Source organism: Streptomyces sp. NPDC005181 (genome assembly GCF_040608395.1).
In the GTDB taxonomy this organism is placed as follows: Bacteria; Actinomycetota; Actinomycetes; order Streptomycetales; family Streptomycetaceae; genus Streptomyces.
This window is the reverse complement of sequence record NZ_JBEXID010000006.1, coordinates 84,633-104,386: the sequence shown is the minus strand read 5'-3', so window position 1 is coordinate 104,386 and position 19,754 is coordinate 84,633. Positions and strand designations below refer to the sequence as shown.

Below are 19,754 nucleotides of genomic sequence, written 5' to 3'. Positions count from 1 at the left end.
TTGACTTATCTCTCTGTGGGCATGTCGACAAAACGCTGAAGTGACCTCACTGGCCGCGATATACCAGGTGTACGCGGGTTGCAGGTGGTGGGACGATGGTATTTATGGGGGACAGGGCAACTCTGTTGGAGACAGGGCGGTTTGTGCAACGACGCGTCCATGAGATGGGAAACATGGCAGATGCGGCTTTTGCTGCCCATGCCGCGGACGACGCCGACGCCGTCCGGGCTGTCCAAACCTTCGAGAACGGTGGGGTGGCCGGGGCCACGGAGCCGTCCCACAGCGTCGAGAACACCCAGAGCGTCGAGAGCACGGAGACCGCTGAGAGCGAGGTGCGGCACCGTCGTGCCGCCGACGCCGGAGACACCGCGTCGATGAGTGTCCTCGGTGCGCTGCTGCTGCGCCGAGGCGATCTGAACGGCGCCGAGCCCTATCTGCGTGCGGCCACCGCCGACGGCGACCGGGCCGCCGCCAACAACCTGGGCGTCCTTCTCCACCAGCGCGGCTACGCCGACGAGGCGGCCGGCTGGTGGCGTATCGCCGCCGTCGCCGGTTCCGCCGCCGCGGCCCACGCCCTGGGCCGCCACTACCGCGAGCGTGGCGATGAGCCGGGCGCGGAGTACTGGCTCCGCCAGTCCGCCGAGCAGGGCCATGCGCTGGGCGCGTACGCTCTCGCCGACCTGCTGGAACACCGCAGCGACGTCGGTGCCGAGCGCTGGCTGCGCGCTGCCGCCGAGCAGGGGCACCGAGAGGCCGCGTACCGCCTGGCACGCACCCTGGAGCGCACGGCCGCCGACGACCCGCACGACGCGTTCGGCCGCCCGGGGGCGGACGGGACGGGCCTGCCTGCGCGCAGTGGCGCCGGCGGCGGCACCGGAACCGGCGCCACTGCGCGGAAGACGGGCCGTGCGGGCGCGCGCAAGGACAACGGACCCGTGGCGGGCTCGGCCACGGGGCGCATCGGTGAGGCCGAGCAGTGGTACCGGCAGGCCGCCGCGCGCGGTCACCGCCGTGCCGCCCTGCATCTCGGGGCCATTCTGGAGCAGCGCGGCGAGCTCAAGGAGGCCGGCCGCTGGTACCTCACCTCCGCCAAGAGCGGCGAGGCCAGGGCGGCCTGCGCGCTCGGCTTCCTGCTGCGCGACGCGGGCGACGAGGAGAGTGCGGCCGTGTGGTGGCTGCGCGCCGCCCAGGAGGGCGACGGCAACGCCGCCAACGCGCTGGGAGCCCTGCACGCCGCCCGCGGCGAGCAGCAGACCGCGGAGCGCTGGTACCGCGCCGCCATGGACGCGGGTGACGTCAACGGTGCCTACAACCTCGGGCTGCTCTGCGCGGCCCAGGACCGTACGCCGCAGGCCGAGCAGTGGTACCGCCGTGCTGCCTACGCCGGCCACCGCGAGGCCGCCAACGCCCTGGCCGTGCTGCTGCTCCAGGCGGGCGACGCGACCGGTGCGGAGCCCTGGTTCTCCAAGGCCGCCGAGGCGGGCAGTGTCGACGCCGCCTTCAACCTCGGCATCCTGCACGCCGGGCGTGACGAGGACCGGGCGGCCCTGACCTGGTACGAGAGGGCCGCGGCCGCCGGGCACACCGAGGCCGCGCTGCAGGTCGGCATGGCCCTGCTGCACCACGGCCAGGAGCAGGAGGCCGAACGCCATCTGCGCTGCGCCGCGGGCGGCGGCAGCGCCGAGGCGGCCTTCCGGCTGGCCGGGGTGCTGGACTCGCGTCAGCCGCCGCCGGGACCGCCCGGGCTCGGCGAGCCGATGCCGGAGAAGACCGAGTGCGAGGCCTGGTACGAGCGGGCCGCCGAACAGGGGCACCGCCGCGCCCAGGTGCGCGTCGGCATGCTCGCCGCCGCCCGCGGCGATCTGGAGAGCGCCGCGCGCTGGTACCGCGAGGCCGCCGAGTCGGGCAGCCGCAACGGTGCCTTCAATCTGGGGCTCCTCCTCGCCCGCGAGGGCAGCGAGCGCGAGGCCGCCCTGTGGTGGAGCCGCGCCGCGAACGACGGCCACGGCCGGGCCGCGCTGCGGCTCGCTCTGCTCGCCGCTCGCCGCGGCGAGCTCACCGAGGGGCAGCGCTGGTGCGCGCGTGCGGTCGAGCTGGGCCCGGCGGAGGTCGCGGAGCGGGCCGCCCGGCTCCGCGAGGCCCTGCACCAGGAGCTGACCGCGTAGCGGTGAGCGGGGTGCGACACGGGGTCACGAGGGTCGCGGGGACCCCCGCGGCACCGCGACCTCCACAGCCTGCAGAAACGGATTTGCGCTGGTCCAGGGCGTCACGTAATGTTGTGTTCACGACGCGGGGTGGAGCAGCTCGGTAGCTCGCTGGGCTCATAACCCAGAGGTCGCAGGTTCAAATCCTGTCCCCGCTACTGAAGACAGAAGGCCGGATCCTTTCGAGGATCCGGCCTTCTGTGCATGCCGTGTGCTGTGCATGCCGTACGGACGTCGCGTCAGAGCCTGTGGCCCACCGCCTCCCCGTACATCGCCCGGTCGACGGCCTTCTCCTCCGGTACCGGCGGCTTGCCCTCCGAAACGCCCGCGTCGCTGTATGCCTGCTGCAGCCGGTCCGTCGTGCCTTTCCGGATCTCCCAGTCCATCCGCATCGACGGCGTCGACCGCAGCGTCGCCTCGTCGCTCTTCATCAGCTTCGCCAGCTCCGTGACGAACGCCGGATCGGACTTGTAGTCCCCGGCGAAGCAGGTGTTCACCGTCCGGATGTAGGCGCGGAGAAAGGCGACACCAGCGTCCGGCTCCTCGGTCAGCAGCGTCGGGCCGAAGAGCAGACCGCCGAGCGGTTCGCCGACCGGCTGGCCGCCCAGGAACGCGTACCGCTTGTCGCCGTCCACCTTGCGCCAGATCGGGTCGAGCAGCCAGGCGGAGTCCACGCCGCCGTTCTGCAGGGCGGTCAGTACGTCCGCGGAGCCGAGCTGCTGAAAACTGATCTTGTCGAGGCCGCCGCCGTGCTTCTTCAGCGTGCGCGGTCGGCGCGCTCCTCCGGCAGGCCCTGCGGTGCTCGCCGAAGAGGCGCTGCGCCGGAAATGGCCGATGAGGTACGCAGTCTCGGTCCCGGTCGGGTGGAACGCGGAAGGGCCCGGTGCGCATGACATGCGCACCGGGCCCTTCGCCCCGTCTCAGGCAGTTGCGGCGCAGTTCGGGCAGATGCCGCGGTACGTCACCTCGACATCGGAGACCGTGAAGCCGAACCGCTCGCCCGTCGGCAGGTCCGCCAGCGGGTCGCCCGCCGGGTGCACGTCACGGATGGCGCCGCACTGGGCGCAGACCAGGTGCTGGTGGGGACGGTGCGCGTTCGGGTCGTACCGCTTCGCGCGGCGGTCGGTGGAGACCTCGATGACCTCGCCGAGCGTCACCATCTCACCGAGCGTGTTGTAGACGGTGGCGCGGGAGATCTCCGGCAGCTTGGCGACCGCCCGGGCATGGACCTCGTCGGCCGTCAGGTGCACATGGTCCCCGTCGAGGACTTCGGCCACGACACGCCGCTGCGCAGTCATGCGCCAGCCACGTCCGCGGAGTCGTTCCAACAGGTCACTCATAAGAGCAAGCCTAACAGCGAGGGGCCCCTTTCCCGAACGGGTGTGACTTTGGATGTTCGCTTGACTTGGACTTAGTCCAATGTAGGATCGGCACGGGCATAGGCCAAGGGACAGGCTGTGCGGACATCAGGACGTTGATGGATGTGCAGGAATGACGCAGGAGGCGCACGTGACGCAGGGACCGCTCACCACGGAGGCCGGCGCGCCGGTCGCCGACAACCAGAACAGCCAGACCGCAGGCGTCGGCGGTCCGGTCCTGGTGCAGGACCAGTCACTGCTGGAGAAGCTCGCGCACTTCAACCGTGAGCGCATCCCGGAGCGCATCGTGCACGCCCGCGGCGCCGGCGCATACGGCACCTTCACGCTGACCCGCGATGTCTCGCAGTGGACGCGTGCGAAGTTCCTCTCCGAGGTCGGCAAGCAGACCGAGACGTTCCTGCGCTTCTCCACCGTCGCGGGCAACCTCGGCTCCGCCGACGCGGTGCGCGACCCCCGTGGGTTCGCGCTGAAGTTCTACACCGAGGAGGGCAACTACGACCTCGTCGGCAACAACACACCGGTGTTCTTCATCAAGGACGCCATCAAGTTCCCGGACTTCATCCACACCCAGAAGCGCGACCCGTACACCGGCTCGCAGGAGGCGGACAACGTCTGGGACTTCTGGGGTCTCTCGCCCGAGTCCACCCACCAGGTGACCTGGCTCTTCGGTGACCGCGGCATCCCGGCCACGCTGCGTCACATGAATGGGTACGGCTCGCACACGTACCAGTGGAACAACGAGGCCGGCGAGGTCTTCTGGGTCAAGTACCACTTCAAGACCGACCAGGGCATCAAGAACCTCACCCAGGCCGAGGCCGACAAGCTCGCCGGCGAGGACCCCGACAGTCACCAGCGCGATCTGCGCGAGGCGATCGAGCGCGGGGACTTCCCGTCCTGGACGGTGCAGGTCCAGATCATGCCCGCGTCCGAGGCGGCCACGTACCGCTTCAACCCGTTCGACCTCACCAAGGTGTGGCCGCACGAGGACTACCCGCCGATCGAGATCGGGAAGCTGGAGCTCAACCGCAACCCGGAGAACATCTTCGCGGAGACCGAGCAGTCGATCTTCAGTCCCGCGCATTTCGTGCCGGGCATCGGTCCGTCCCCGGACAAGATGCTCCAGGGCCGCCTCTTCGCCTACGGCGACGCCCACCGCTACCGCGTCGGCATCAACGCCGACCACCTGCCGGTGAACCGTCCGCACGCCACCGAGGCACGGACGAACAGCCGGGACGGCTACCTGTACGACGGTCGCCACATGGGTGCGAAGAACTACGAGCCCAACAGCTTCGGCGGTCCGGTCCAGACCGGCCGTCCGCTGTGGGAGCCCACCACCGTCACCGGTGAGATCGGTACGCACGAGGCCCCGAGCCACGCCGAGGACAACGACTTCGTGCAGGCCGGGAACCTCTACCGGCTCTTCTCCGAGGACGAGAAGGTCCGGCTGATCGACAACCTCGCCGGATTCATCGCCAAAGTCTCGCGCGACGACATCGCCGAGCGCGCGATCAACAACTTCCGCCAGGCGGACGGCGACTTCGGCAAGCGGCTGGACGCCGCGGTCCAGGCCCTTCGCGGCTAGTACGGACGTCTGCCGACGCCGGTGGGCCGGTCCCCTCCGCATCGAGGGGGCCGGCTCTCCGGCCGTTCGTGCGTGGGGCGGTCAGCCGACCAGTTCCACCGGGTGGCGCCTGGTGGGCGCCCAGCACCGGATGATGTCGCGAACCGAGACGATACCGACGGGTCCGTGGTCGTCCAGCACGATCAGATGCCGGAAGCCGCCGTGCGTCATGGCCTCCGCGGCCTCCTCCAGGGTCCAGCTGGGCGCGGCGAAGACGACATCGGTGGTGGTGTGGGTGGACGCGGTCTCGGTATCGGGGTTCTGGCCGGAGCCGACCGCGTTGAGGATGTCGCGCTCGGTGAGGATGCCGAGTCCGCTGGTGTCCCGGTCGAGGACGACGGCTGCGCCGATACGGCGGGCCGACATCAGCTGGGCCGCCTGGCGGAGCGTATGGGTAGGGCCGATGGTGAGGACCATCGTGCTCATGGCGTCACGGACGAGCATGAAGGGAGCCACCTCCTTCGTGAAGCGACCACGTGAGCCGATTCACAAGTTCACAAGTGCGGAGACTCTCAGCCTTGCATCCTTGAGGGACTCCAACAAGGGGTACGCGGAGAACATTCGAGGGGCGCGCGGAAGTAGACCGCACGCCCCTCGGGAGTCTGTACGCCTTGTAGCGGCGCCGGATCAGTAGCGCTGGTTCAGATATCCCAGCAGTTCGTGGTGGAGCAGCCCGTTCGAGGCTGCCGCGTTCCCGCCGCCCGGACCGGACACCCCGTCCAGGCTGGTGAACCGGCCACCCGCCTCCTGGACGATGATTGCGTTCGCCGCCATGTCCCAGAGCGAGAGCTCCGGCTCCGCGCAGATGTCCACAGACCCCTCGGCGACCATCATGTACGGCCAGAAGTCCCCGTACCCACGCGTGCGCCAGCAGGCCCGGGTCAGATCCATGAACCCGTCGAGCCGGCCCTGCTCCTCCCAGCCGGTCATCGACGCGTACGCGAACGAGGCGTCCGAGATCCGCTCGACCTTCGACACGTGCAGCCGGGTCGCGGAGGTGAGGCTGCGGCCGGAGAACGCCCCCGCACCCTTCGCCGCCCACCAGCGGCGGCCCAGCGCGGGCGCCGACACCACGCCGACCACCGGCTGGAAGCCGTGCTCGCCCGCCTCCATCAGCGAGATCAGCGTCGCCCAGACCGGCACACCGCGCACGTAGTTCTTGGTGCCGTCGATCGGGTCGACGACCCAGCGTCGCGGACCGGTGCCCTCGATCCCGTACTCCTCGCCGAGGATCGCGTCGCGCGGGCGCGCCCGATGGAGGTGACCGCGGATCAGCTCCTCGGCGGCCTTGTCGGCCTCGCTCACCGGCGTCATGTCCGGCTTGGTCTCGACCTTGAGGTCGAGAGCCTTGAACCGGTCCATGGTCGTCGCGTCGGCGGCGTCCGCCAGCACATGGGCAAGGCGCAGATCATCGTGGTAGTCGGGCATGTCGTCACAGTATCGACCGCAGGTGAACAGAGCCACAGGACCCTGAGGCTGCATGAACTCTTGACAGTGCGGGGGAGCGCGTCAACTCTGAACTGCAGGCCCCTGGCGTGGGAGGCGACGATGCCTGCAGCGCGAGAAGCATTGCTGGACGCCGCCCTCTCGGCGCTCGGCACCGTGCCCTGGGCGACGGTGCGGATGGTTGACGTCGCGTCCGCCGCAGGAGTCTCCCGGCAGACCCTTTACAACGAGTTCGGCAGCAAGGACGGCCTGGCCCGGGCTCTCGTCCGACGCGCTGCCGACGGCTACCTCGCCGGTGTCGAACGGGCATTGGAATCGCCTGGCGGTACGGGGGACAGACTGGCCGCCACCGCCGCCTGGACGGTCCGGGCCGCTCGTACGAACATCCTGGTCAGGGCGTTGCTCACGGGTTGCTGGGGAGAGCGGTTACCCCGCCCCGCCCGCCTTTCGGGGCCGCCCTCCTCGCCCGTACCGGCGCAGCGGCGGGCCGATACCGGGCCGCCGACCCCCGCCGAGCTCCTCGGCCTGGTACGCGACCGGGCGGTGGCCGCCCTGGGCGAGGGACGCCCGCCGCACGACCCGGCGGCGCTCGCCGTGACCTGCGAGATCGCGCTGCGCCTCGCCCTGTCGTACGCGGTCGCCGCGTCCGCCGTTCCCGCGGACGCGGCGCCGCTGGTGCGCGAGGTGGTGGAGCGGTGGCCCGCCGGGTGACGGCGGACCACCGGCACGGAGCGACTGCGCGGAACTGGGCGAGGACGAGCGGGAGCGCTGCGAGCGCGACGTACCGCTCGGGGAGGCGGCCGGGCACAGCGTCGCCTGTCACTTCCCCCGGACAACCCTCCGCGGGTCAGTGGGACGAGCCCGACAGCTGCAGCCCGATCACACCCAGGATCACCAGCGAGATCGAGACCAGCTTGAGCGTGGACACCACATCGTCGAGGAAGACCATGCCGTAGATCGCGGTGCCCGCCGCGCCGATGCCCGTCCACACGGCGTAGGCGGGCCCCACATCGAGCTTCTTCAGGGACAGGGTCAGCAGACCGAAACTGCCGAGCGCGAAGATGCAGAAGGCGATGGTCGGCCAGAGCCGGGTGAAGCCGTGCGACAGTTTCAGACAGACGGCGAAGCCGGTCTCCAGAAGCCCTGCGACCACGACCAGCAGCCACGCCATCGTCGGTGCCCTCCCACGTCGGTGACTGCTCCGTCCCGCTGCGTGCGATTATGCACTTACCGGTAGCAGCAGATCGCAAACGTGCCTGGGTCAGTCGCCTTCGCGTCGCTCCCGGGTGGACAGCAGCCGGTGCAGCGAGTCCAGCCGGGCCGGATCGGCATGCCCGGCCGCCACCCAGGCGCCCAGAGCGCATTCCGGTTGGGCGGCGTCGTGGGTGCAGCCCCGAGGGCAGTCCTCGGTGCCGGGCCCCAGGTCGGGGAACGCGTGGATGACCCGCGAAGGGTCGATGTGGTTCAGCCCGAAGGAGCGCACGCCGGGGGTGTCGACCACCCAGCCGCGCCCGTCCGGCAGGGGCAGCGCCAGGGCCGACGTGGTGGTGTGCCGGCCGCGGCCGGTGACCGCGTTGACGACACCCGTGGTCCGCCGCCGGTCCTTCGGCACCAGGGCGTTGACCAGCGTGGTCTTCCCGACGCCGGAGTGCCCCACGAACGCGGTGACCCGGTCGTTCAGCTGCTCGCGCACCAGGTCCGCCGCGTCGCCGTTCTCCAGCTCGTCACGGCTGGTCACGATGTACGGGACACCCAGCGGGATGTACGCCTCCAGGAGCTTGTCCGGAGACGCCAGATCGGATTTGGTGAGGACCAGGAGCGGGCTGAGTCCGCCGTCGTACGCCGCCACCAGGCAGCGGTCGATCATTCGCGGACGGGGTTCCGGATCGGCGAGCGCGGTGACGATCGCCAGCTGGTCGGCGTTCGCGACGACCACCCGCTCGTACGGATCGTCGTCGTCCGCCGTCCGCCGCAGCACCGAGCGGCGCTCACCGATGCGGACGATGCGGGCCAGGGTGTCCTTGTCCCCGGACAGATCGCCGACGATGGAGACGGTGTCACCCACCACCGCGGCCTTGCGGCCCAGCTCGCGCGCCTTCATCGCCATGACCGTACGGCCCTCGACGAGGCAGGTGAGGCGGCCGCGGTCGACGGTGAGGACCATGCCCTCCTCGGCGTCCTCGTGCTTCGGACGGGTATGCGTACGCGGCCGGTTGCCCTTCGGGTTGGGGCGGGACCGGATGTCGTCCTCGTCGGGGTTCTTGCCGTAGCGACGCATGACTCAGACCCCGAGCATTCGGGTCCACATCTGCGGGAAATCCGGCAGGGTCTTGGCGGTTGTCGCCACGTTCTCGATCTCCACTCCGGGGACGGCAAGGCCGATGACCGACCCCGCGGTGGCCATCCGGTGGTCGTCATACGTATGGAAGGTACCGCCGTGGAGCGGGCGCGGCTCGATGTGCAGCCCGTCGGCGGTCTCGGTGACCCGGCCGCCGAGCTCGTTGATCTCCTTGGTGAGCGCGGCCAGCCGGTCCGTCTCGTGCAGCCGCAGATGGGCGACACCGCTGAGCGTGGACGGGGAGTCGGCGAGGGCCGCGATCGCCGCGATGCCCGGGGTGAGCTCGCCGACCTCGCCGAGGTCGACGTCGATGCCGTGGATACGGCCCGAACCGGTGAACGTGAGACCGCGCTCGGCCAGCTCGCAGCTGCCGCCCATCGCGGTGAAGATCTCGCGCAGCGCGTCACCGGGCTGGGTGGTGCGCAACGGCCAGTCGGGGATCGTGACCCGGCCGCCGGTGACCAGCGCCGCGGCCAGGAAGGGCTGGGCGTTGGAGAGGTCCGGTTCGACCGTCAGATCACGGCCGAGCAGCGCCGACGGGGAGACCCGCCAGACGTTCGGCTCGCCGCCCGTCTCCGGCTCGTCGACCTGGGCGCCGACGGCCCGCAGCATGTCGACCGTCATCCGGATGTGCGGCATCGACGGGAGCCGGGAGCCGGTGTGACGCACCTCCACGCCCTGGTTGAAACGCGGCGCCGACAGCAGCAGCGCCGAGACGAACTGGGAGGACGAGGACGCGTCGATCGCCACCGGGCCGCCGTCCAGCGCACCGCCGCCGTGCACGGTCATCGGCAGCGAGCCGCGCCCGTCGTCGTCGATTCTGGCACCGAGCACCCGCAGCGCGTCGATCACGCCGTTCAGCGGCCGCTCGTAGGAACGCGCGTCGCCGTCGAAGTGGATCGGCCCGTCGGCGAGGGTGGCGACCGGCGGCAGGAAGCGCATGACCGTTCCGGCGTTGCCGACGTCGATCGTGGTGGGGCCGTGCAGCCCGGCCGGGATGACCCGCCACGCCTCCCCGGAACCGTCCGGGCCGACGCCCTCCTCGATGCCGACGCCCATCGCGCGCAGCGCCTGCGCCATCAGCAGGGTGTCGCGGGAGCGCAGCGGGCGGCGCAGCCAGCCCGGCTCGGCGGAGAGGGAGGCGAGGACCAGCGCCCGGTTGGTGACCGATTTCGATCCGGGCACCGTGACGGTGGCGTCGACGGCTCCGCTCGCATGGGGGGCGGGCCAGAGGGCGGGGTGCACGGAACTTTCGGTCATGGCCCTCACTTTAGTGGCTCACCGCAAACCCGGATCTTGATCAAACAGGGGGAAACCGGGGCGTAATACAAGCGTGGTACGGACCGCAACGAAGCCGGGGCCGGGTTGGCGCCGTCTCTCACAGGCCGAGCAGCCAGCGGCCGCCGCCGATCAGCGAGCAGAGCGACACCGCGTGGAAGAGGAAGAGCCAGAGCGCGGCCGGGACGTCCGTGAGGCGGGACAGCTGGTCCGCGTCCGAGTCGGGTGCGCCGCCGTGGCGCCGCTTCGACTGGAGTTCGAACGCCGGACGCACACCGCCGAGCAGCAGGAACCACACCACGGTGTATGCGAAAAGCGACTGCACGTCGGGCGGGGCGAGCCAGGACACCAGCAGGAAGGCCGAGCCGGTGAAGATCACCGTGAGCGCCCCGTACACATTGCGGATCATCACCAGCATCACGGCGAGCAGCGCCGTCGCCACCCACAGCAACAGCGTGATCCGGCCGCTGCTGAGCAGCCAGGCGCCGCCGAGCCCCAGCAGCGGGGGCGCGGTGTAGCCCGCCGCCGCGGTGAGGATCATGCCGGTACCGGTGGGCCTGCCACGGCTGACGGTCAGCCCGCTGGTGTCCGAGTGCAGCCGGATGCCCTCCAGCCTGCGCCCGGTGACCAGCGCGATCAGCCCGTGGCCGCCCTCGTGCGCAATGGTGATCGTGTTGCGGGATATCCGCCACAGGACATTCGGCACGACGGCAATGAGCGCGACCGTGGCCGTCACGACCACCAGCCACTGCTCGGGGGCGGGCTGGGTGCCGAATACGCGATCCCACAGATCGCCCAGATCGGTGCTGTCCATGGTGGAGCGGCTCCTTGCGGTCGTGCCGGTGGGTCGTGGCAGTCTGGCACTTATGTGCGGACGGTATGCAGCGAGTCGGCGGCCCGAGAATCTGACCGGACTCTTCGGTGTCGAGAAGTGGGAACCGGCGGAGGCGCTGGAGCCGGACTACAACGTGGCGCCGACCAAGGAGGTCTACGCCGTACTGGAACGCCCGGTGAAAGACGCGGATGATCAACGTCCGGTTCGCCAGCTGCGCGCACTGAAATGGGGACTCGTGCCCTCCTGGGCCAAGTCGCCTGAGGGAGGCGCCCGGATGATCAATGCCCGGGCGGAGACGGTCCACGAGAAGCCGTCGTTCCGCCGCCCCTTTGTCTCACGGCGCTGCATCCTGCCCGCCGACGGCTACTACGAGTGGGTCACCGGCACCGACGAGCGGCAGCTGGAGGAGCAGGGGAGGAAGAAGCGTCCCCGCAAGCAGCCGTACTTCGTGACACTCGCAGACGGATCGGTCTTCGCGATGGCCGGGCTGTACGAGTTCTGGCGCGACCGCACCCTGCCGGACGACCACCCGCAGGCCTGGTGGGTGACCTGCTCCGTGATCACCACCGAGGCGGAGACCACCCCGCTCGCCGTCGCCCCGGCCGAGGGGCCGGCCGCGCTCGCAGACATCCACCCCCGGATGCCGCTGATGCTGACCCCGGACCGCTGGGACGCCTGGCTGGACCCCTCGCACACCGACATCGAGGGACTGCGGGCGCTGCTCGCGCCACCGCCCGGCGGACTGATGCGGGCCTACCCGGTGACCACCGCCGTCAGCAATGTCCGCAACAACGGGCCCGAACTGCTGGAGGAGCTGGCCGCGCCGGAGGTCGGCACGCTCTTCTGACCGGGCAGGATGAGACGCGTGAGTACCGCAGAGACAGCTCGTACGACGACCGAGACGGTCGACACCGACGCCGGGCCGGCCCGGATCACCTGGGTGCCCGCGAAGAAGCCGCGCCTGGTGCTCGCCGCCGGTCATGGCGCCGGCGGCGGCATCGAGGCCCGCGACCTTCAGGCCCTGGCCGCCGCGCTGCCCTCCCACGGGGTGAGCGTCGCCCTGGTGGAGCAGCCGTGGCGGGTCGCCGGGAAGAAGCTCGCACCCGCCCAGAAGACCCTGGACACCGGCTGGCGCGGCCTGTGGCCCGCGCTCACCGCCCCAGGACTCCCGGTCGTCGCCGCGGGACGCAGCGCCGGCGCCCGGGTGGCCTGCCGGACGGCGACCGAGCTCGGCGCCCACGCGGTCCTCGCGCTCAGCTTCCCGCTGCACCCGCCGGGCAAGCCGGAGAAGTCCCGCAAGGACGAGCTGCTCGGCTCGGGCGTGCCCACGCTCGTCGTGCAGGGCGGCCACGACCCGTTCGGACGGCCCGCCGAGTTCCCTCCGGGGGAGTACGAGATCACCGAGGTGCCGTACGGGGACCATGGGTTCGCCGTACCGAAGAAGGCCGACCTGACCCAGGATCAGGCGATGGAGATCCTCACCGCCGCCGTCACCGCATGGCTGGACCGGCTCCCGTAACGCCCGACTCGCCACCCCCGCACGCCCGGCACACCTCCTTCCGGGTGGATCGGATCACCCTCGTGGAGACCGGTCAGACCTGCGGGAATGTTGAGTGGGGGGCCACTGTTGTTGCGGACATCGGTACATCAACGTCGTACGTGGAGAGGGAGTCCGTCGCATGGGTTCGACCATCTGCCCGCGCCGCTCGAACGCCGCTGACCTGGAGTGGACGGTGCTGCATGCGGCGAAGACCACTCCCGAGCGGGCACTGAGCGGATCGGATCGACAGCCCGCGTCGAAGCAAGGTCGACTATTCTCCGATTCGAGCGGGTCCGGTTTCGGATCCGCCACAGCGTTGGAGGAGGTGGGTCCGGTCACCGGTACCGACACAGGGACCGACGACGGCCGCGCGGAGGAGACGACCGCCGAGCGCAACGCGCGCTTCGAGCGGGACGCCCTCGGTTTCCTCGACCAGATGTACTCGGCCGCGCTGCGCATGACGCGCAACCCCGCAGACGCCGAGGACCTGGTCCAGGAGACGTATGCGAAGGCGTACGGCTCCTTCCACCAGTTCCGCGAGGGTACGAACCTCAAGGCATGGATGTACCGCATCCTCACGAACACCTTCATCAACTCGTACCGCAAGAAGCAGCGCGAACCTCAGCGCAGTGCCGCCGAGGAGATCGAGGACTGGCAGCTGGCGCGCGCCGAGTCGCACATGTCGACAGGTCTGCGCTCCGCCGAGTCGCAGGCTCTCGACCACCTTCCGGACTCGGATGTGAAGTCCGCACTGCAGGCGATCCCTGAAGAGTTCCGCATCGCGGTTTATCTTGCGGATGTAGAGGGCTTTGCCTACAAGGAGATCGCGGACATCATGGGGACTCCCATCGGTACGGTGATGTCCCGACTGCACCGGGGCCGCCGCCAACTGCGCGGCATGCTGGAGGACTACGCCCGTGACCGCGGGCTCGTCCCGGCCGGTGCCGGAGAGTCGGACGATCGGAAAGGCTCGGGCTCATGAGCTGCGGAGAGCCGCACGAGACAGACTGCTCAGAGGTCCTCGATCATCTCTACGAGTTTCTCGACCATGAGATGCCCGACAGCGACTGCACCAAGTTCGAGGTGCACTTCGAGGAGTGCTCCCCGTGCCTGGAGAAATACGGCCTGGAGCAGGCTGTGAAGAAGCTGGTGAAGCGCTGCTGCGGTCACGACGACGTGCCGTCCGATCTGCGCTCCAAGGTGATGGGCCGGATCGACCTGATCCGCTCGGGGCAGGCCGTGCCGGATCAGGACGTGGTGGCCGAGGCCCAGCTGCCGACCGCCGCCAGCGAGTGACGGCCGACACGTGAGGGCCGGGGAGTGACGGGCGGCAGCCGCTGAGCGGCGGTACGGCCCGGACTTCCTTCCATCTTCCGTACGCGTGAGGGCGCGCCGCGACTGTCGCGGCGCGCCCTCACGCGTACCACCGGTACGGCGTACACATCACCCGAGCTCACCCGAACGTGCTAATCGAGCCCATCGGCTCTCGATCGCGCGCCCAACTCGCTAACCTGGCGCCTCCATTGAGCATCGTTGGGGGGCGGGTGGGGCGGGTGAGAGCCACACCGTTAGCGGCGCGCGCGCACATTCTGGCCGCCGTGGTCTGCGCCACGCTCTGTGCGATGCCCGCGCTTCGGCCCGGTGCGGGGATCGCGTGGGCCACCGTCGGGCTGCTCACGGCGCTCTATCTGGCGTGTGAGCTTCCCGGCCGCTGCCCCTTCTTCGGCAGCTCCGTGCCGATCAGTGCCGGATCGTTCTTCCCCTTGCTGCTCGCCGCCGCTTTCCTGCTGCCGCCCGCCGCCGCCGCACTGGTCGCGATCCCCGGCTCGCTTGTCGGCCGGGTGGAGCACGCGCCCGTGACGGCCCGTCGCATCTGGCGGGCGGCCCAGCTCGCCCTCACTGTGTGGGCGGCGTCGTGCGTCCACGGTCTGCTCGGCGGCAGCGCCACGCTCGGCGGACCGGGTCCCGAACGGCTGCCCGACTTTCCGTACGCCCTGCTGCCCGCCTGCGCCGCCGCACTGGCCTTCAGCCTCGTCCTGACCGCCCTCGACGGCTCGATCCTGGCCACGGCCGAACGGCTGCCGCTGCGACACGCCTGGAGCGGGCTCCTGCCGCGCTCGCTCGGACCGCACCTGGTGCACGGTCTCGCCGGGCTGATGATGGCCATGCTGTGGCGCAGCTCGTACGGACCCCTGTCCGCGCTCTTCGTCCTGCTGCCGATGTACATCTCCTGCTGGATCTTCTCCCAGTACCATCGCGAGCACGCCGCGCACCGCGCCACCATCAGGGCGCTGGTGCAGGCAGTCGACATCAAGGACACGTACACCCGCGGGCACAGCGAACGCGTCGGGCGGGCGTCCGTGCTGATCGCCAGGGAACTCGGCATGGCGGAGGACCGTCTCGAAGTGCTCCGCTTCGCCGGGATCCTGCACGACGTCGGCAAGCTGTGCGTCCCGACCCGGGTGCTGCGCAAGGACGGACCGCTCACCCCGGAGGAGCGGCGCGTCATCGAACTGCATCCGGAGTACGGGCACGAGATCGTCCGGGGCATCGGCTTCCTGGGCGAGGCGCGCGCGGCGATCCTGCACCACCACGAGCGGCTCGACGGCAGCGGCTACCCGTACGGGCTCAGCGGGCGGGAGATCCCCGAATTCGCGCGGGTCGTCGCGGTGGCCGACGCGTTCGACGCGATGACGTCGACACGGTCGTACCGGAGGGGGAGGCCGGTGCCGGCGGCGGTGGAGGAGCTGCAGCGGTGTGCGGGCACGCAGTTCGATCCGCAGATGGTGCGGGCGCTGGCGCGAGGCCTGGACCGGCACGGGTGGTCGACGGCGTCGACAGTGATGACGGCCGACGAGACGGTGCCGGTGCCGAGGAGGGGCGGGACCGGGGGACCGGGGGCCGGGGCCGTCCGGAGGCCGGTTCGTCCTCAGTCGCCGGACGGCTCTGATGTGGCTGCCGGCCGTGCGGTGTCTGCGGACGGGATCGATGGGGCAGCCGGCCGTACGGTGTCTGCGGACAGGCTCGGGTCGGCTCCCGGGGCGCAGTCGTCCGCGGACCGGGCCCGGTGAGTCGCGATCGGGGCCGGACGCAGCCGCCTCCCGCTGTCCTGGCCGTGCGTGGCGCCGCCGGTGTGCTCGCCGTCGCCGGGCTCGCCCACACCCTCTGGCACGGTCTCCACGAACCCGGGCACGCCCTCGCCTTCGGTGTGCTCATCACCGTCGGTGAGCTGGCCCGCTGGGGTGCCCTGCCCGGTGAGCGGGAGCCCGCGCCGCTCGGCGCCGCCGGAGCGCTCGCGTATGCGCTTCTCGGCCGCAGTGCAGGGGAGCCCACAAGCCACGGAGCCTTCCAGGTCATCGCTGTTCTCGTTGCAGCGCAGCTCGTCGCCGCCGTGCCCCATGTGGCGCGCGGCAGCGGGCCCACCGCCGATCAGGTGGTCCGGCGGATCGTCATCGTCTCCTTCGCCGCCGTGTGCTTCCAGCCGCTCCACAACTCCGGCCGGTCCGCCGCCTGGTTCGGCGACGGCCCGTACTTCGCGCTCTTCCTGCTCGTACTGCTCGGGCTCACCGCCCTGTGCGACGCGGTGCTCGGCGCCCTGCTGCTGAGGTCCGGTACCCCCTTCCCGTACGGGTCACTGCTCCGCGACGAGCTGCGCGCGCTGCTGGGCATCGGTTCGGCGGTCTGCGCGACCGGGGCGGTGATGGCCCTGGGGGTCGCTGTCGCCGGCCTGTGGGCGCTGCCCGTGCTCTGCGTACCGCTGCTGCTGACCCAGGTGTCGTTCCGCCGGTTCGTCGCCGTGCGTACCACCTACCGGCAGACCATCACCTCGCTCGCCCGGTCCACCGAGATCGCCGGCTACACGCCGCACGGGCACGCGCGCAGGGTGGCGATGCTCTGCACGGCCGTCGGCCGGGAGCTGGGGCTCTCCGGGGCCGAGCTGACCGTGCTGGAGTACGCGGCCCTGATGCACGACATCGGGCAGCTCTCCCTCGTCGATCCGGTGCCCGACGGGGCGACCGCCCCGCTGCCCGCCGCCGAGCAGCGCCGGATCGCGCTGCTGGGCGGGGCCGTCGTCCGGCAGACCGGGGTGGACACCGAGATCGCCGTCGTGGTGGAGCGCCAGGCCGACCCGTACCGCGAGCAGCCGCTGCCCGCCCGGATCGTCCGGGCTGTCAACGCATACGACGACTTCTGCGGGGAAGGTCTCAGCGGGCCGCTCGACGCACTGGAACAACTCAGGCTCGGGACCGGCCACGACTATCAGCCGGAGGTCGTGGAATCGCTCGCGCGCGTCCTGGCCCGAGGCGGTCTGACCCCTGTCCCGCCTGGGTAACCCATGGGTAATGAGCGGGCGTCCGGCTGGGCATGGTTGGATGCGAAGAAGACCGGAAAACGAGGGTGTCCGAGTCGGGACAGGCGGGAATCGTGAAGATCTTCGGGAAGGTACGGCATCGGCCCTCCGCCTCGTGGCGGCAGGCCACGGACCGCGCGTTCACGCTGATCGGCGACGGCCGGTACGAGGACGCGGGCGCACTGCTGACACGGGCGGCGGATCTGGAGCCCTGGCTCTCCGAGTCGTGGTTCAACCTGGCGCTGCTGCACAAGTTCCGGCACGACTGGGAACAGGCGAGGGCGGCCGGCCTACGGGCCGTGGCGCTGCTCGACAAGGAGTCCGGCGCCCCCGACTGGTGGAACGTCGGGATCGCCGCCACCGCACTGCAGGACTGGCCGCTGGCCCGTCGCGCCTGGCAGGCGTACGGCCTGAAGGTGCCCGGCGGCGGCCAGCACACCGCGGCGGCCAACAGTGAGCCTGCCGGCATGGAACTGGGCAGCGCGGCCGTACGGCTGTCGCCCGAGGGCGAGGCCGAGGTCGTCTGGGGCCGCAGGCTGGACCCGGCCCGGATGGAAGTGCTGTCGATCCCGCTGCCGTCCTCCGGGCGGCGCTGGGGCGAGGTCGTCCTGCACGACGGGGTGCCGCACGGCGAGCGGGTGACCGCGGCCGGCCCTTCGTACCCCGTGTTCGACGAGATCGAGCTGTGGGCGCCGTCCCCCGTCCCCACGTGGGTGGTGCTTCTCGAAGCCGCCACGGAGGCCGACCGGGACGCTCTCGAGCAGCTGGCGTCCGATGCCGGGTTCGCCGCCGAGGACTGGTCGTCGTCCGTACGGCTGCTCTGCCGGGCCTGTTCGGAGAGCCGGATGGAGAGCGACGAGGGCGACGGCGAGCACCTCGACCCCCACGACCACAGCGAGCCCGGCCATCCGGGCCCGCTGGGCCACCGGACCGCCGGTGAGCTGTGGGTGCCCGAGCGCGAGTGCGGGATAGCGGCGCCGGCGGGACTGGTCCGCGGACTGCTGGACGGCTGGGTGGCGGACAGCCCGGACAGCCGTGAGTGGCGGGATCTCGAAGAAGTCTGCTGAGCCGTGCGTCTGCGGCCCGGCCGTTAGGCTGTACGGGCATCGATTCGGGTTTTGAGGAAGGCGTACGGCGGACATGGCGCAGCAGGAGACGGACGAGCAGATCAGCGTCGACGACGAAGGATTCGTCGTGGACACCGAGGACTGCGAGGCGCGTGAGGCGGCGTACCGCGAGCGTGGGACCTCCCGGCCGATCACGGTCGTGGGCAACCCGGTGCTTCACAAGGAGTGCAAGGACGTCACCGAGTTCGGCGACGAGCTGGCCCAGCTGATCGACGACATGTTCGCCAGCCAGAAGACGGCGGAGGGCGTGGGCCTGGCCGCCAACCAGATCGGCGTGGACCGCAAGGTCTTCGTCTACGACTGCCCGGACGACGACGGGGTGCGGCACGTGGGCGTCGTCTGCAACCCGGTGCTGGACGAGCTGCCGCCCGAGGAGCGCGTCCTCGACGACTCCAACGAGGGCTGCCTCTCCGTCCCGACGGCGTACGCCTCGCTGGCCCGCCCGGACTACGCGGTGGTGCGCGGACAGGACGCCAAGGGCAACCCGATCAAGGTCCGCGGTGACGGTTACTTCGCGCGCTGCCTCCAGCACGAGACGGACCACCTGTACGGCTACCTGTACATCGACCGGCTCTCGAAGCGGGACCGCAAGGACGCGCTGAGGCAGATGGCGGAGAACACGCCGCGCTACGAGATCGTGCCGAACGACTGACGTCCCGGATTCCGTCGAGCGGGCCCGGTCTCCTCCTGCGAAGGGCGACGGAGACCGGGCCCGCTTGCCTTCCGGGATTCCGGAAGGTCGCCAACTGTCGTTTCTCTGCGCGTAGTTGACGCGCGTTGACTCGTCCGACAGGCTCTGCCCTCACGCCTTCGTCGCGGTAGGGAGCCCTCATGCTCAGACGTACGGGAAGACTCCTGCTCGGACTTGTCATGACCATGGCCTTAGTGTTGGGCGGGGCCGTGGCCACCGCCGGCACCGCCCAGGCCGACGGCTGCTACACCTGGACCCGCACCCTGTCCCCGGGCGCCACCGGCAACGATGTCGTCCAGCTCCAGATCCGGGTCGCCGGATACCCCGGCTACAACTCCGTACTCGCCGTCGACGGCTCGTACGGCTCCGTCACCACCGCTGCCGTCAAGCGCTTCCAGGCCGCCTACGGCCTGGCCGCCGACGGGATCGCGGGCCCGGCCACCCAGGCCAAGATCTACGAGCTCCAGGACAACGACTGCACGCCGATCCACTTCACGTACGCCGAACACAACACCTGCAACAGCACCTGGGCCGGTGGCGCCGTCGCGGCCGGCACCGCGAAGGCCAACGCCCTGAGCACGATGTGGAAGCTGGAGGCGCTGCGGCACGCCCTCGGTGACCAGTCCATCCGGGTCACCAGCGGCTTCCGCTCCACGGCCTGCAACAGCGCGGTCGGCGGTGCCTCGAACAGCCGCCATCTGTATGGCGACGCGGCCGACCTCGGGGCCGGGCCGCACGCCCTGTGCACCCTCGCCAAGGAAGCCCGCTACCACGGCTTCAACGGGATCCTCGGCCCCGGCTACCCGGACCACGGCGACCATGTCCATGTGAACCAGGGCCCCAGCCACTTCTGGTCGGCGCCCAACTGCGGTGTCTGACCGAGCACATGGAAGGGCCCCGCGCGCCGGCGATCAGGTGATCCGGCGGGCGGGGCCCCTTTCGGT

19 protein-coding genes, 1 tRNA gene and 1 pseudogene are annotated in these 19,754 nt (G+C 70.7%); 13 read left to right on the top strand and 8 right to left on the bottom strand.

Annotated features, from left to right (window positions below):
- Positions 1-95 precede the first annotated feature (95 nt).
- Positions 96-2,165, top strand: a complete 2,070-nt coding sequence (locus ABZV38_RS06470) for a sel1 repeat family protein (RefSeq protein ID WP_356325143.1) — start codon at positions 96-98, stop codon at positions 2,163-2,165.
- A gap of 123 nt (positions 2,166-2,288) precedes the next feature.
- Positions 2,289-2,362, top strand: a tRNA-Met gene (locus ABZV38_RS06465).
- A gap of 81 nt (positions 2,363-2,443) precedes the next feature.
- Here ABZV38_RS06465 and ABZV38_RS06460 read toward each other — a convergent pair.
- Both ABZV38_RS06460 and ABZV38_RS06455 read right to left on the bottom strand, forming a co-directional pair.
- Positions 2,444-2,965, bottom strand: a pseudogene (locus ABZV38_RS06460) (hypothetical protein); the annotation flags it as partial.
- Positions 2,966-3,124: 159 nt separating this feature from the next.
- Positions 3,125-3,544, bottom strand: coding sequence for a Fur family transcriptional regulator (locus ABZV38_RS06455; protein ID WP_356325141.1), 420 nt, complete (start codon positions 3,542-3,544; stop codon positions 3,125-3,127).
- A gap of 151 nt (positions 3,545-3,695) precedes the next feature.
- Between ABZV38_RS06455 and ABZV38_RS06450 the strand changes: the two genes are divergently transcribed.
- Positions 3,696-5,165, top strand: coding sequence for a catalase (locus ABZV38_RS06450; RefSeq protein WP_356325139.1), 1,470 nt, complete (start codon positions 3,696-3,698; stop codon positions 5,163-5,165).
- Positions 5,166-5,246: 81 nt separating this feature from the next.
- On the opposite strand, the gene ABZV38_RS06445 is transcribed toward ABZV38_RS06450, so the two are convergent.
- Both ABZV38_RS06445 and hisN read right to left on the bottom strand, forming a co-directional pair.
- Positions 5,247-5,648 carry a CBS domain-containing protein gene (locus ABZV38_RS06445; RefSeq protein ID WP_356325137.1) on the bottom strand — a complete coding sequence of 134 codons (402 nt, stop codon included), beginning with the start codon at positions 5,646-5,648 and terminating at the stop codon, positions 5,247-5,249.
- A gap of 183 nt (positions 5,649-5,831) precedes the next feature.
- Positions 5,832-6,632, bottom strand: coding sequence for a histidinol-phosphatase (gene hisN / locus ABZV38_RS06440; RefSeq protein WP_356325135.1), 801 nt, complete (start codon positions 6,630-6,632; stop codon positions 5,832-5,834).
- A gap of 120 nt (positions 6,633-6,752) precedes the next feature.
- Here hisN and ABZV38_RS06435 point away from each other — a divergent pair, with 120 nt between their 5' ends.
- Positions 6,753-7,361: a TetR/AcrR family transcriptional regulator gene (locus tag ABZV38_RS06435; RefSeq protein ID WP_356325133.1), complete on the top strand. Its 609-nt coding sequence runs from the start codon at positions 6,753-6,755 to the stop codon at positions 7,359-7,361.
- 136 nt (positions 7,362-7,497) lie between these two features.
- On the opposite strand, the gene ABZV38_RS06430 is transcribed toward ABZV38_RS06435, so the two are convergent.
- From ABZV38_RS06430 to ABZV38_RS06415, 4 genes are all read right to left on the bottom strand, one after another.
- Positions 7,498-7,821, bottom strand: coding sequence for a multidrug efflux SMR transporter (locus ABZV38_RS06430; protein WP_030915586.1), 324 nt, complete (start codon positions 7,819-7,821; stop codon positions 7,498-7,500).
- 90 nt (positions 7,822-7,911) lie between these two features.
- Positions 7,912-8,928, bottom strand: coding sequence for a ribosome small subunit-dependent GTPase A (gene rsgA / locus ABZV38_RS06425; RefSeq protein ID WP_356325131.1), 1,017 nt, complete (start codon positions 8,926-8,928; stop codon positions 7,912-7,914).
- A gap of 3 nt (positions 8,929-8,931) precedes the next feature.
- Positions 8,932-10,248 carry a 3-phosphoshikimate 1-carboxyvinyltransferase gene (aroA, locus tag ABZV38_RS06420; protein WP_356325129.1) on the bottom strand — a complete coding sequence of 439 codons (1,317 nt, stop codon included), beginning with the start codon at positions 10,246-10,248 and terminating at the stop codon, positions 8,932-8,934.
- Positions 10,249-10,366: 118 nt separating this feature from the next.
- Positions 10,367-11,080 carry a M50 family metallopeptidase gene (locus ABZV38_RS06415; RefSeq protein ID WP_356325127.1) on the bottom strand — a complete coding sequence of 238 codons (714 nt, stop codon included), beginning with the start codon at positions 11,078-11,080 and terminating at the stop codon, positions 10,367-10,369.
- A gap of 52 nt (positions 11,081-11,132) precedes the next feature.
- On the opposite strand from ABZV38_RS06415, the gene ABZV38_RS06410 reads away from it, so the two are divergent.
- The 9 genes from ABZV38_RS06410 to ABZV38_RS06370 all read left to right on the top strand — a co-directional run bounded on the left by ABZV38_RS06410 (position 11,133) and on the right by ABZV38_RS06370 (position 19,688).
- A complete protein-coding gene (locus tag ABZV38_RS06410; protein WP_356325125.1) occupies positions 11,133-11,948 on the top strand; it encodes an SOS response-associated peptidase in 816 nt (271 codons plus the stop codon).
- An 18-nt stretch (positions 11,949-11,966) separates the two neighbouring features.
- Positions 11,967-12,620, top strand: coding sequence for an alpha/beta family hydrolase (locus ABZV38_RS06405; protein ID WP_356325123.1), 654 nt, complete (start codon positions 11,967-11,969; stop codon positions 12,618-12,620).
- A gap of 346 nt (positions 12,621-12,966) precedes the next feature.
- Complete coding sequence (locus ABZV38_RS06400) at positions 12,967-13,623, top strand: sigma-70 family RNA polymerase sigma factor (RefSeq protein ID WP_030915605.1); 657 nt, start codon at positions 12,967-12,969, stop codon at positions 13,621-13,623.
- The gene (rsrA, locus tag ABZV38_RS06395) at positions 13,620-13,937 is read left to right on the top strand and encodes a mycothiol system anti-sigma-R factor (protein WP_356325121.1); all 318 of its coding nucleotides are present in this window, start codon (positions 13,620-13,622) and stop codon (positions 13,935-13,937) included. The genes ABZV38_RS06400 and rsrA overlap by 4 nt, the downstream gene beginning before the upstream one ends.
- Before the next feature lie 257 nt (positions 13,938-14,194).
- Entirely contained in the window at positions 14,195-15,712 is a 1,518-nt protein-coding gene (locus tag ABZV38_RS06390) for an HD-GYP domain-containing protein (protein ID WP_356325119.1), read from the top strand.
- Positions 15,709-16,974, top strand: coding sequence for an HD domain-containing protein (locus tag ABZV38_RS06385; protein WP_356325117.1), 1,266 nt, complete (start codon positions 15,709-15,711; stop codon positions 16,972-16,974). The genes ABZV38_RS06390 and ABZV38_RS06385 overlap by 4 nt, the downstream gene beginning before the upstream one ends.
- A gap of 92 nt (positions 16,975-17,066) precedes the next feature.
- The gene (locus tag ABZV38_RS06380) at positions 17,067-18,059 is read left to right on the top strand and encodes a hypothetical protein (RefSeq protein WP_356325115.1); all 993 of its coding nucleotides are present in this window, start codon (positions 17,067-17,069) and stop codon (positions 18,057-18,059) included.
- A gap of 73 nt (positions 18,060-18,132) precedes the next feature.
- Complete coding sequence (gene def, locus ABZV38_RS06375) at positions 18,133-18,771, top strand: peptide deformylase (RefSeq protein WP_352266390.1); 639 nt, start codon at positions 18,133-18,135, stop codon at positions 18,769-18,771.
- Between the two features lie 179 nt (positions 18,772-18,950).
- Complete coding sequence (locus ABZV38_RS06370) at positions 18,951-19,688, top strand: D-Ala-D-Ala carboxypeptidase family metallohydrolase (RefSeq protein ID WP_356325112.1); 738 nt, start codon at positions 18,951-18,953, stop codon at positions 19,686-19,688.
- Positions 19,689-19,754: the final 66 nt, after the last annotated feature.